The following is an 11828-nucleotide window of genomic DNA, read 5'->3' on the forward strand; positions in this document are numbered from 1 at the left end:
CACCGTGGGGTAAGCTCGACCAAAAAAGTGGGCAGACAGCGCCGGGAAGCAGATGTCCGAGCCGGCCGCCTGGGGCTGGCCTGAACGCGCCCCTTGGCACATGACCCCGATGCAGTTAGCTCCAGCCGGGAAAATGTGAAAAAAGGTGGCAGTCAGAGGCCGCCGGACTTGGCACGGCTGGCTGATAAACCGTAGATTCAACCCACCGCTTGCCACGCCTCGCTGCCGCGGGTTTCGTGCTCCGGCAGATTCAGCGCTTCGGCCAGCGGTACCACCTCTAATTAAGACGCCGTGCGTAGACTGTTACTCTGCTCGCTGGTAGCCGGCCTCAGCTCCGGAAATGCCACTCTTGCTGCAACGCTCCCCAGCCGCGCCGACCATACTGCCGCGCCAACCACCGCGCCGGCGGCTTCCAACCAGGGCATCGGCGTCGGCACGGGCCTGACGGCTTCGTACTTCACCAACGGCACCCTGGCCGGCGCCCCGGTACTGCGCCGCGTCGACCCCACTCTGGATTTCCGCTGGAACATGGGCGTGCCCGCCCCGGGCATTCCCGAGGACAACTTCTCGGTGCGCTGGGAAGGGCTGATTGCCGCCCCCGGCACCGGCAGCTACCGCTTCGTGGCCCGCACCGACGACGAGGTGCGCCTCTGGATCAACGGCAAGATTGTGCTCGACACCTTCAACGGTAAGAAGAAGAACGGCGAAGGCTCCGTGGGGCTGGCGGCCGGCGAAAAAGCCACCATCAAGCTGGAGTTTGCCGAAGCCGACGGCGACGCCCACCTGCAGCTGCTCTGGGCCGGCCCCGGCCAGTCGCCGCAGCTTATCCCGACGAGCTACCTCTACCCGCTGGAAGGCCCGGGCATGCCCACGGCCCCGGAACCGGTAGCTGCCCCCGCGCCGGCCCCCGCGCCCAAGGCCGTAGCCAAAGCCAGCGCCGAGGTCGACAAAGCCGAAAATAAAGCCGCCAAGGCCGAGGCCAAAGTTGAAGACAAAGTGGCCCAGGCCGAGGCCAAAGTGGCCAAGGCCGAAAGCAAGGCCGACAAAGCCAGCGCCAAAGTAGCCGAGGCCGAAGCCAAGGCCAAGGCTAAAGCCGATGCGGCCGCCAAAGCCAAGGCCGACGCGCAGGCCAAAGCCGATGCGGCCGCTCCCGCCGCCCCGGCCGCCGTGGAGCCCGGCGTGTACGTGCTGACCTCGCGCACCACCGGCAAGCCCCTGGAAGTGGTAGACCCGGCCCGCCCCAACAGCCGCGCCTACCAGGCCGCCGGCCTCACCACCACCGATACCAACAAGGGCGCCCCGCAGTGGCGCGTCGAAAGCCTGGGCAACGGCTACTACCGCCTGCTGGTGCCCGGCAACAACAAAGTGCTGGAAGTGCTCGGCAGCGCCACCTCCAACGGTACGCCGATGAACGTGTGGCCCTACTACAGCGGCAACAACCAGCTCTGGCGCATCGAGCCCACCGAAAACGGCTACTACAAGCTGCTGGCCAAGCACAGCAACAAGGCCCTCTCGGTGCGCGACTCGGTGGACGGGGCCGTGCAGTGGCGCTACAGCGGCAAGGAAAGCCAGATGTGGAAGCTCACGCCGGTGCAGGACGAGGAGCCCGCCCCGCTCATCATGGCCGGCGCCCGGCCGGGCGTGGGGGCCAATAAGATGAGCATCTACCCCAACCCCTCGAACGGCGTGGTGCAGCTGCGCTACGAGTTGCCCGAGGCCATTCCGATGGGCTGGGTGCTCTACAACCAGAACGGCGCCCCGGTGCGCGTGTCGGACTACCGCCGCCAGACCGCCGGCCTGCACCACCAGACCCTGGACTTCACCGGCCTGCCCCCGGGCGACTATAACCTGCGCATGACCGTGGGCACCGTGACCACCCGCGAGCAGCTGCAGCTGCGCAAGGTGCGCCCGGCCGAGGCCGCGCCGCTGGGCGAGTAAGCCCTTCAAGATTTGTAGAAACGCCAACGGCGGCCCCACCCGGAGCCGCCGTTGGCGTTTTCAGCGCAAGGCGCACGTGCGTCAATGCGTGACCAGCACCCGGCCGACTGCCGCGGTGCCACTGCCCTCGATGCGCAAAAAATATACCCCGGCCGCCAGCCCCGATACGTCGAAGGTGTGCGGCACGGAGGGGTGCACGGCGGCGCTCAGGCCGGTGGCCTGGCCCAGGCTGGTGAGCAAACTGGCTTGCAGGTCGTTGGCCGTGCCGCCGTCGGGCGTCACCGTGAGCGTGGTAGTGGCGGGGCTGGGGTAGGCCTGGATGCGCACCCCGGCGGCCGCGAAGCTGGCCGTTACCACGTAGGTGGTCACCGGCTCGTTGACGGTGGCGTGGCCCGACTGCGGGCCGGTGGCGCCGGCCGGCACCACGCCGTAGTAGGTCGGGCCGGCGGTGTAGGGGTAGGCGCCCTCGTAGCGCGAGTTCAGGGTGACGAAGTAGGCGTAGGTGCCCTGCGGATACTCCGGCGTCACGCCGAAGCGGCCGTTGTGGCTGTCCAGGTCGCCGCGGCCGGCCACGTACTCGTAGTCTTCCACATAGTAGCCCAGCGGCCGGGTGCCCGACACCGGCGGGCCGTACTGGCTGGCCGTCAGTACGGTGCCGTTGGGCAGGCTGGTACGGGCGTTGATGGCCCGCAGCCGGTACGAGGATTTCAGGCTCTTGACGGCGCCCGGCGCGGTGGCCGTGGCGTAGCCGTAGGTGCCGTAGATGGGGTAGCCGTCGAGGGCGAAGCCGATGAGCGGGGAGTGGCGCGAGGAGTCCCGGTCGTTGTAGAGGCAGCGCGGGTTCAGGTGGTGGTGGTACTCGCCGTTGCCGGCCGGGTGGCCCAGGCAGCTGTCGAAGCTGGGGCCTTCCACCACCACCGCGTTCTGATTCCACACGCCCTGGCCGTTGTAGCTCATGGCGTCGAGGGCGTTGAACATGCTCACCCCGTTGCTCCACAAGCCCGAGTGGCCCAGCGGCGTGGGCGTCGGCGTGCCCGTATTGGGCTGGGGCGTGCGGGTGATTTTAAACACGAAGTTCTGGTTGGTGGCCGTGTTAGGGTTGCCGGGCCAGGGCCCGATGGTGTAGCTGGGCACTCCGGTGCAGGTCACGTACACGCTGCCGGTCGAGTACTGCACCCGCTGCACATTGCTCGGAATGCCGTTGTAGCCGGTGGCCCCGGTGGTATTCACAATCCAGGCGCTGACGTGGGGCGTGATTTGGGCCTGGGCCAGCGCGGGCGCGAAGAGCAGCAGCGCGAAGTAGAAGTATCGGGTCATGCGTCAGGGGAAACGGCGCCTGCAGCGGAGGTGTCGCCGGCCCGGCGAAGCTACGGTGGGGAGCGGCAGGCGACGTGCCTAATCGACAGAAGGGCAGCGGATACCGATGAACCGGGCCCGACGGTTTGCCAGGACGCCCGCCGCGCCCGATGTAGGTTTGCCGTAGCTTTAGTGCCATGCTATTCCGCTGCTTTGCTTGCTGCCTGCTGGGCTCCGTCTGGGTGGCCTGCCAATCCTCGCCCAAGCAGGAAAAATCCGCTTCTCCGGTCCGTCCGACTGCCCCGGCCGTCACCTCAAAGCTGCCCGTTGCGCCGTTGCCGAAACCCGTCGCGTCCCCGCCCGCCGCCGATTCCATGCGGGCCATGGCGCCCTTCGTGCCCAGGGGCTACCGGGTGCTCTACACCCGCGCCGGCGACCTGAACCGCGACGCCTGGCCCGACCGGGTGGTAGTGCTGGATACCGCGGCCGTCATCACCGATTCGACGGACTACGAGGAGCAGGACCGGATTCAGCGGATAAACCGGCCGCTGCTGTTGTTGCTGGGCCAGCCCGGCGGCCGTGGCTACACCCTGGCCGCCCGCAACGACCACGTAGTGTTCTGCGCCGATTGCAGCGGCGCGATGGGCGGCGACCCGTTTCAGCAGGTCGTCATCAGGCGCGGCTACTTCTCGGTGGAGCACTACGGCGGCAGCGCCTGGCGCTGGGTCAGCATCGTTACCTTCCGCTACAACCCGGCCGACCGGCACTGGTACCTGCACCGCAGTGGCAGGTACGGCTTCCATGCCGCCAACCCCGACAGCACCATAGAAAATGAGCCCCGAACCACCCGCGACTTTGGGCGCGTGCGGTTTGAGGCGTATCAGGGCGGGGAATAACGCCCGTAAAACCAGCGGCCCGACTTCTTGCCGGAAGTCGGGCCGTTGTACGTCAAGGGTTAATACTGCTGCGTTGATACTAGATGTGGCTTCTTGTTCCAGCGGATGGTGGCCGTTTGACGGTAGCAAAACGGCTGCAAACCACCCATCTCACTTCTCATGTCTCAAAATCTCACTTCTACACCTTAGTACAGCACCCGGAACTTAATCGTGTGCTCCACCGCGCGCAGGGCCTGAATCACGTCCTGGTCATACTCGCGGTTCACGTCGGTAATCACGTAGCCGATGTGCTCGTTGGTTTTCAGGTACTGGCCCAGGATGTTCACCTGGTGCTCAGCCAGCACGTTGTTGATGCGGGCCAGCACGCCCGGCACGTTGTGGTGAATGTGAATCAGGCGGTGGGCCGCCTGCTGGGCCGGCAGCTGCAGGTTGGGCAGGTTCACGCTCTGCTGGGTGTTGCCGGTGTTGATGTACTGCATGATGCGCTCCGGCACGAACTCGGCGATGTTGCGCTGGGCCTCGGCCGTGCTGCCGCCGATGTGGGGCGAAAGCAGCACGTTGGGCAGCCCGCGCAGCTCGTTCTCGAAGGTTTCGGCGTTGGTTTTCGGCTCGTAGGGAAACACGTCGACCGCCGCGCCGCCCAGGTGGCCGCTGCGCAGGGCCGCGGCCAGGGCCGGCACGTCCACCACGTGGCCGCGGGCGTTGTTGATGAGCAGGGCGCCGGGCTTCATCTGGGCCAGTTCCTCGGCGCCGATGAGGTTGGTGTTTTCCGGGCGGCCGTCCACGTGCAGGGTCACCACGTCGGCCTGCTGGAGCAGCTCCGCCAGGGTGCGGCACTTCACGGCGTTGCCCAGTTGCAGCTTCTCGGCAATGTCGAAGTAGAGCACCTGCATGCCCAGGTTTTCGGCCAGCACCGAGAGCTGGGCCCCGATGTTGCCGTAGCCCACGATGCCCAGCTTCTTGCCCCGCACCTCAAAGGCCCCGGCCGCCGACTTATCCCACTCGCCCCGGTGCATCTTCTCGCTCTTGACGGGCAGACGCCGGGCCAGCGAGATGATTTCGCTGATGGTCAGCTCCACCACCGAGCGGGTGTTCGAAAACGGCGCGTTGAAGGCCACGATGCCGCGCTGCATGCAGCCCAGCAGGTCAATCTGGTTGGTGCCGATGCAGAAGGCGCCCACGGCAATGAGGCGGTTGGCCCGCTCCAGCACCCGCGCCGTCAGCTGCGTTTTCGAGCGGATGCCTAGGATGCTCACGCCCTCGATGCGCTCCATCAGCTCCTCCTCGTCCAGCCCGCCCGGCACGATTTCCACCTGGTAGCCTTCCTCCCGAAACAGCTTTTCGGCGGTGGGTTCGATGTTTTCGAGCAGCAGGGCCTTGATGCGGTTCTTGGGGTAGGAGAGGGTCATCGGGAGCTTGTTCTGGTAAAGGAATTCGTCGAAAGTGGGGGCAATCTTGTCGGCGTGGGCCACCACGGCGGGGCGGCTCACGTTTTCGGTGAAGGCGTAGAAGCGCTGGGCCATGCCGGCCTCGCGGATCTGGTAATCGGTGTACCCGTCGCCGAGCACGTACACCTCGGCGCCCTCCAGGCCCATCTGCTGCAGCTGGCGGATCTTGCCGCCGTCCTGGCTGAGCGGGTTCGTGGCGTCGAAGCCGGTGATGTTGCCGGCCTCGTCGAAGGTGAAGGTGTTGGCCAGCACCTGCTCGGCCGGAATGCCAAACTCGGCCACCACCGGCACGATAAACTCGCGGAAGCCGCTGCTCACGATGTAGATGCGGCCGGGGGCGTGCTCGTGGAAAAAGCGCTGGTTGCGGCGGATGCTCTCCGACACCTTGGTACGTAGGTGGCGCACCAGCTCGTCGAGGTGCTCCCGGCGGGCGGACAGCAGGGCCACGCGCCGTTTCAAGGACTCGCTGAAGGAGAGGGAGCCGTCCATGCCCGCGTCGGTGAGGGCTTTGATGGCGGCCACTACTTGTTCCCGCTCGGGGCGGCCGCGCAGGGCAATGTCGGCCAGCTCGTCCAGGGCTTCGACCTGGGTGAACGTACTATCGAAGTCGATTACCAGAAAGGGTAAAGGCGCAGGTGCAGTCATGGCCGCAATATCGGGCAGAACGGCGGGGGCAGCCCTGCCGCGCACCGATAATTCGTGCCGCAATCGTTTCGGGTTGAAAAATATCCGTCAGGACGGCGGCGGGGCGCCCGATTGCAACCATTCGGTAGGTGGCAGGCTCATACTGAACCAGCCTACCATACCCACCTCGTATGCGACACCTTGTAGTCACCATCGCCCTGCTGGGCCTCGTCGGCGGCGCCCAAGCCCAGAGCTGGGAAACCACGGCGCAACTGACCGGCACGGGCTTCAACTTCCGTGGCCCCTCGGCCGAACGCCAATCTTCCATTAACCTGTACCGCCCCGGTACCACCGGCTACACCAACAACCCCTACGGCGCCCTGCCCGGCGTGGGCTTCGGCGCGGCCCTGCAGCAGCAGCGCGTCACGCGCGGCAAGGTGCTGCTGGGCCTGCAGGCGGGCTACGAGCGGCTGCGCAGCCGCGTCGACAACGTGCTGGTATGGCCCGGCGGCGGCGATGTGCTGGAGGAGGCCCACGGCCACACCAACCTCATCCTCGACTTCATCAACGTGCACCCGTACGCGGGGCGGCGCTTCGGGCTGGGCGCGGTGAGCCTGGACGTCACCGGCGGCCTCGACCTGGGCCTGCTGCTGCACTGCCAGGAAAAAGGCTTTGCCACGGCCGGCAACGGGCAGCGCTACACCACCGACCTGGCGCGCCCCCAGCCCCGCCTCGACACCCGCGCCCGCCTGAACCTGACGGCCTACTACCACCGCGTGGGGCTGATGACCAGCTACGCGCACGGCCTGCGCAACTACCGGGAAGGCTGGGTGGGCGGCGTCAACGAAGCCTACGGGCAGGTGTGGCGCCTGGGCGTGGCCTACCGGCTGCTGTAGGCGTGGGGGAAAAGCGGCCCCAAGCATAGCGGCGTTAAACCCACGCCGGAGGGAAGACTCTAACGGCGGTAATCGGTTGTTTTCCCCCTTTTACCGGCCTGTCCTATGTCACTCCGCGCTGCATTCACCGCTGTAACCTTGCTTTTCGCTACCTGGGCGGCCGTGCCGGCCCAGGCCCAACGCGTGTATTACCGCCGCCCCGCCCCGCGGGTAGTGGTGCTGCGCCCCGCGCCGCGCCCGGTCGTGGTGGCCCCGGCGCCCGTCGTCGTGTTGCCGGCCCGGTCGCTGGCCTACGGCCCGGCCCCGGTGGTGGTGGTGCGGCCGCGGCCGGCCGTGGTAGTGCATCCGCGTCCGGGCGTGCGTTACCGCTACTAGCCTTGCCGCGGCGCACAGCAAAACGGCCCGGCCCACCGCAGTTGGTGAGCCGGGCCGTTGGCGTATTGGTCGGCGGGGCCTAGTTGTCGATTTTGGCTTTCGACTTGCGGCGCTTGTCTTTCACCTTCGCGTCGTCGGTGCGGGGCGTGACGGTGCCCTGCGTGACGCCAGTACCGGCCTGCGTCTGAATGCCCGTGCCGCCGCCCGTCGTGGTCGATTCCACGGTTGTGGTGGTGGTTTCGGTGGTCGTGGGCGCCGGCTGCACGATTACCGGAGCCGGGGCCGTCGTGGGCGTGGTGGTCGTTTGCTGGGTAGTAGTCGTGGTGCGCGTCTGGGCCTGGGCGGCGGTGCCGGCGGCCAGCAGGGCGGCAATAACGAGAAGCTTCTTCATGGCTAGGTTCGGTTCAAAATGAAGTGAAACCATAACCGCCCGTGGGGAAACCGGAGGGCGGTTGATTAGCCTTAAACGAAGCTCGGCGGCCCGGGTTTGGTTGCCGGGGTTTCAGCCCCGGGTGGGGAGTGGCGTGCCCGCCCGCCCGGGCTGCCGGCGCGGGTCGTAATGCACGCCCCCGAACAGGTAGAGCATCAGGGCCCGGGAGTAGCGGTACACCAGCGGCGCGGTCAGCAGCGTGACGGCGGCCACGGTGGTGACGTACACCCACAGCGACGGGTCGCCGGCCAGGTAGTAGAGCAGCACCCCGCACACGGCAAACGTGGCCACCGCGAAGCCGAAGCTGATGTACATGGCCCCGTAGTAGAAGCCGGGCTCGGGCTCGTAGGTCTGCCCGCACACCGGGCAGCTTTCGGGCATGTCGGAAAACTTGCTGAGGTGCCAGGCCGAGTGCGTGAACAGCGGGCCCTCGTGGCAGCGGGGGCACTTGAGTTGCAGCAGGGCCAGCTTGGAAGAATCGGGAGCAGCCATGACGAAGATGGGCGAAGATGAACGGGAAAGGCCCGAACGTGGCCGGCAGGCCGGGGCCGTGAAGTTGATACGACAAAATTACGGCCCCGGTACGCGCCCGGCGTGGACTATCCGCGGGCTTGTCTGGTACAAATCACCGGTGCTGCTGGCGGTAGGCCTCGGGCGGGAGGCCGGCGTACTTGCGGAAGTAGCGCCCGAAGTAGCTCGGGTCGTCGAAGCCCAGCTCGTCGGCCACCTGCGCCACCGACAGGGCCGAGTGGGCCAGCAGGCGCTGGGCTTCCACCACCACCCGCTCGTGAATCAGCGCGCTGGCGGTTTTGTTGAGCACCCGGCGGCACACGGCGTTCAGGTGATTGGCCGTCAGGTGCAGCATATCGGCGTACTGCTGCACGGTGCGCTGCTGGCGGTAGTGCTGGTTGAGCAGGGCCCCGAACTGCCGGATCTGCTGCTGGGCCAGCGCCGCCGCGCCGGTGGCCGGGGCCGCTACGTGGCGGGCGGCCAGCTCTAGCAGCAGCAGCAGGTAAGCCCGCACCACTTCGGCCTGCTGGGGCGGCTCGGCGCGGGTTTCGGCGTGCAGGCGCTGCAGCAGGCCGAGTAGCTCGGTTTCGGTGGGCGGCAGGTAGAGCACCGGCGGGTGCACGCCGGCGAAGAAGGGATACTCGTAGAGGCGCGGGCCGGGGTAGCGGAACAGGTAGAACTCGGCGCTGAAAAACACCACGTAGCCCTGCACTTCGGGCGGCAGCTGCCAGTGGTGCACCTGCCCCGGCGCCAGGAAAAACAGGCTGCCCGGCCGCAGCTCGTACGTTACCTGGTCGATGGTGTGCAGGCCCGCGCCCTCGGTCACATAGATGAGCAGGTAAAAGTCGTGGGCGTGCGGCTCGCGCACGTGCGGAAAGCGCGCCAGGTGCTCGGCCAAGCCGGCCACGTAGTAGGGGCGGGGGCCGGCCGAGGGCGGAAACGATGTCAGCGCGAGAACGGGCGGGGCGGTGGGTTTCATCAGCAGGCGGCAAAATAGCGGAAAGCCCGCCGGCCGCGAGGCCTGGGTGCTGTAGCACAGGCTTCAGCCCGCGCGCGTGGCCGCACGAAACTACCCAGGCGAATCGGGCTAAAGCCCGCCCTGCGGCCATACCTTTGCCGGGCGGCAGCCGTGACCGAACCCGGCTGGCTGCTGGCCGTTTCTAGATTCTATGCCCTTGACCGTTCGTTTTATGCCGCGCCGCGCCGGGCTGCTGGCCGCCGGGGCTTCTCTGCTGATGCTCACTGCCGCCCAACCCGCCGCCGCGCCCATCGTGCCGCGTGTGCGCACGTTTGCCTTCGATTACCAGACCACCGTGGCCGCCGCACCCGCCGGCACCAAGGCCCTGGACCTCTGGCTGCCCGTGCCCCACGACGACGCCTCGCAGGACGTGGGCAAGCTCAAGATTGAGGCGCCGTACCCCTACGAAATCAAAACCGGCCAGTACGGCAACAAGATGCTGCACCTGCGCGTGAGCCCGGCGCCCGCCCAGCCCTTCAGCGTGGCCCTGCACTGCCAGGTGACGCGCCGGGAGCACATCAACCCGCTGCTGCCCACGGCGCCCGGCCGCAAAGCTGCCGCCGAGGCCGCCGACCCCAACCTCGGCCGCTGGCTGGCCCCCGACCGCCTCGTGCCCCTCGACGACTCCATCCGCGTGTGGGCCTTGCGCGTGGCGGCCCAGGCCGGCGCCCGCACCGACCTCGACAAGGCCCGCGCCGTCTACAACCACGTCGTGAGCACCGTGAAGTACGACAAGAGCGGGCAGGGCTGGGGCCGCGGCGACATTTACTACGCCTGCGACGCGCGCCGCGGCAACTGCACCGATTTCCACGCCCTGTTCATCGGCTACTGCCGGGCCCTGGGCATTCCGGCGCGCTTCAGCATCGGCTTTCCGCTGCCGGCCGAGCGCGGGCAGGGCGAGGTGAAAGGCTACCATTGCTGGGCCGAGTTCTACACCAAGCAAACCGGCTGGGTGCCCATCGACGCCTCCGAGGCTGCCAAGAACCCCGACAAGCGCGAGTATTTCTTCGGCCACCACGACGAAAACCGCGTGGAGCTGACCCGCGGCCGCGACCTGACCCTGACGCCCCGGCAGCAGGCCGAGCCGCTGAACTACTTCGTGTACCCCTACGCCGAGGCCGACGGGCAGCCCTTCACCGGCCTCAGCAACCAGTTCCGCTACCGCGACGCGACGGAGTAGGAATCAGCGGGATGATGCAAAACGTCATGTCGAGCCGAGCGAGACATCTCGCGCGGGGGCTGATTTTCTCGTTGAACGAAAAGAATGCTATCCAACGTCAGCACGCGAGATGTCTCGACTTCGCTCGACATGACGTTCTTTTTCGCCATTCAGGGTCGTGTCGTTCAGAGCCAGGGCCGCACTACATCAGAATATTATTGACCGGCGTGAGGGGCGCGGGCAGCTCGGCCTCGTCCAGCATGTCGCGCAGGTCGATTTCGATGGTGCGCGAGATGCTGCTGATGGGCACGTCGTTGGCGCTGCCCTCGAAGGGGTTGACGCTGCTGTCACCCACGCGGTCGAGGGCCAGAAACACCCACATCAGAAGGGTGGCAAACGGCACGTTGACCCACACCGAGTAGCCGGCCATGAACGTGCCGTCGCCGAGCTTGTCGAACTCGCGCAGCAGGCCGAAGGGCACCAGCAGCACGAAGGCGTAGAGCAGAATGGTGGTGATGGAGGAGAAGTTGCGCGGGTAAGGGAAGTTCTTGATGCGCTCGGCCTGGCCCTGCAGGTCGTAGAAGCGGGTAATGGCCGTCTGCAGCTGCATCAGCTGAAACTCCGTGAGCACGCCGCCGAGGCCGTTGAGCTGCCTGGATTGCAGGGCCATGAGCTGGGTGGCGCGGTTTTTCTTGCCGAGCACGTAGGCCAGCTCGGCGGCCGGCAGGTAGCGGGCCAGCTCCTGCTCCAGCGGCACGTCGTGCTCCGGAATGCGGTAGAGGCGGGCGTATTCCGCGTTGGCGGGCTGGCTCATGTTTTCCCAGGCCCGGGGTTCGCGCAGCTGGTAGCGCAGGGCCGTCAGCCAGGCGTAGTGCCGCCCAAACAGCTCGGGCACCGCCCCTGGGGCCGTGGGCCGCAGAAAGTCGCGCACCATCACGGCGAAGGCCCGGCTGTTGTTGATGATGCCGCCGTAAATCTGCCGGGCTTCCCAGAGGCGGCTGTAGCTGGTGTTGTTCTTGAAGCCCACCAGGAACGATACCGCCGTGCCCAGCAGCGCCACCGGCACCCAGCTCAGCGACAAGAAAGTAAAGCCGCAGAAATGATAGAGCGCGGTGGGCGGCGCGGCCCAGAGCAGGCAGCGCAGCAGGTCGCGGCGCGTCCAGTAGAGAATCTCGCGGAGGTGAAAGCGGCGGCCGGCGTGCATGGCGAGGAAGCGAGAAGGTGCGGGCGGCAAATAA

At 67.1% G+C, this 11828-nt stretch carries 11 protein-coding genes; 5 read left to right on the plus strand and 6 right to left on the minus strand.

Annotated elements, in window-relative coordinates; all coding sequences use genetic code 11:
- Positions 1–291 precede the first annotated feature (291 nt).
- Positions 292–1938, plus strand: coding sequence for a PA14 domain-containing protein (locus tag FDY95_RS18680; RefSeq protein WP_138080048.1), 1647 nt, complete (start codon positions 292–294; stop codon positions 1936–1938).
- 81 nt (positions 1939–2019) lie between these two features.
- Here FDY95_RS18680 and FDY95_RS18685 read toward each other — a convergent pair whose 3' ends face one another.
- Positions 2020–3255, minus strand: coding sequence for a YHYH protein (locus FDY95_RS18685; RefSeq protein WP_138080049.1), 1236 nt, complete (start codon positions 3253–3255; stop codon positions 2020–2022).
- A gap of 314 nt (positions 3256–3569) precedes the next feature.
- Here FDY95_RS18685 and FDY95_RS18690 point away from each other — a divergent pair, with 314 nt between their 5' ends.
- On the plus strand, positions 3570–4130 hold the full coding sequence (locus FDY95_RS18690) for a hypothetical protein (RefSeq protein WP_138080050.1): 561 nt from the start codon (positions 3570–3572) through the stop codon (positions 4128–4130).
- A 185-nt stretch (positions 4131–4315) separates the two neighbouring features.
- On the opposite strand, the gene serA is transcribed toward FDY95_RS18690, so the two are convergent.
- Positions 4316–6223: a phosphoglycerate dehydrogenase gene (gene serA, locus FDY95_RS18695; RefSeq protein ID WP_138080051.1), complete on the minus strand. Its 1908-nt coding sequence runs from the start codon at positions 6221–6223 to the stop codon at positions 4316–4318.
- Positions 6224–6393: 170 nt separating this feature from the next.
- Here serA and FDY95_RS18700 point away from each other — a divergent pair, with 170 nt between their 5' ends.
- Both FDY95_RS18700 and FDY95_RS18705 read left to right on the plus strand, forming a co-directional pair.
- Entirely contained in the window at positions 6394–7098 is a 705-nt protein-coding gene (locus FDY95_RS18700; RefSeq protein ID WP_138080052.1) for a hypothetical protein, read from the plus strand.
- A 105-nt stretch (positions 7099–7203) separates the two neighbouring features.
- Entirely contained in the window at positions 7204–7473 is a 270-nt protein-coding gene (locus FDY95_RS18705; protein ID WP_138080053.1) for a hypothetical protein, read from the plus strand.
- 79 nt (positions 7474–7552) lie between these two features.
- Here the strand turns inward: FDY95_RS18705 and FDY95_RS18710 are convergent, their stop codons facing one another.
- From FDY95_RS18710 to FDY95_RS18720, 3 genes are all read right to left on the minus strand, one after another.
- Complete coding sequence (locus FDY95_RS18710; protein ID WP_138080054.1) at positions 7553–7864, minus strand: hypothetical protein; 312 nt, start codon at positions 7862–7864, stop codon at positions 7553–7555.
- Positions 7865–7975: 111 nt separating this feature from the next.
- Positions 7976–8395 (minus strand): DUF983 domain-containing protein, encoded by a 420-nt coding sequence (locus tag FDY95_RS18715; protein ID WP_246074075.1) that lies wholly within the window; start codon positions 8393–8395, stop codon positions 7976–7978.
- A 133-nt stretch (positions 8396–8528) separates the two neighbouring features.
- The gene (locus tag FDY95_RS18720) at positions 8529–9392 is read right to left on the minus strand and encodes a helix-turn-helix domain-containing protein (protein ID WP_138080055.1); all 864 of its coding nucleotides are present in this window, start codon (positions 9390–9392) and stop codon (positions 8529–8531) included.
- A gap of 196 nt (positions 9393–9588) precedes the next feature.
- On the opposite strand from FDY95_RS18720, the gene FDY95_RS18725 reads away from it, so the two are divergent.
- Positions 9589–10611, plus strand: coding sequence for a transglutaminase-like domain-containing protein (locus FDY95_RS18725; RefSeq protein WP_246074076.1), 1023 nt, complete (start codon positions 9589–9591; stop codon positions 10609–10611).
- Positions 10612–10792: 181 nt separating this feature from the next.
- Here the strand turns inward: FDY95_RS18725 and FDY95_RS18730 are convergent, their stop codons facing one another.
- Positions 10793–11794, minus strand: coding sequence for a bestrophin family protein (locus FDY95_RS18730; RefSeq protein ID WP_138080056.1), 1002 nt, complete (start codon positions 11792–11794; stop codon positions 10793–10795).
- Positions 11795–11828: the final 34 nt, after the last annotated feature.

This window comes from Hymenobacter jeollabukensis (assembly GCF_005771675.1).
GTDB classification, from domain to species: domain Bacteria; phylum Bacteroidota; class Bacteroidia; order Cytophagales; family Hymenobacteraceae; genus Solirubrum; species Solirubrum jeollabukense.

Coding starts and splice junctions, on each gene's coding strand:
- FDY95_RS18730 (WP_138080056.1), bottom strand. CDS start 11,794: ATGCACGCCGGCCGCCGCTTTCACCTCCGCGAGATTCTCTACTGGACG.
- FDY95_RS18710 (WP_138080054.1), bottom strand. CDS start 7,864: ATGAAGAAGCTTCTCGTTATTGCCGCCCTGCTGGCCGCCGGCACCGCC.
- FDY95_RS18700 (WP_138080052.1), top strand. CDS start 6,394: ATGCGACACCTTGTAGTCACCATCGCCCTGCTGGGCCTCGTCGGCGGC.
- FDY95_RS18720 (WP_138080055.1), bottom strand. CDS start 9,392: ATGAAACCCACCGCCCCGCCCGTTCTCGCGCTGACATCGTTTCCGCCC.
- FDY95_RS18715 (WP_246074075.1), bottom strand. CDS start 8,395: ATGGCTGCTCCCGATTCTTCCAAGCTGGCCCTGCTGCAACTCAAGTGC.
- FDY95_RS18685 (WP_138080049.1), bottom strand. CDS start 3,255: ATGACCCGATACTTCTACTTCGCGCTGCTGCTCTTCGCGCCCGCGCTG.
- serA (WP_138080051.1), bottom strand. CDS start 6,223: ATGACTGCACCTGCGCCTTTACCCTTTCTGGTAATCGACTTCGATAGT.
- FDY95_RS18705 (WP_138080053.1), top strand. CDS start 7,204: ATGTCACTCCGCGCTGCATTCACCGCTGTAACCTTGCTTTTCGCTACC.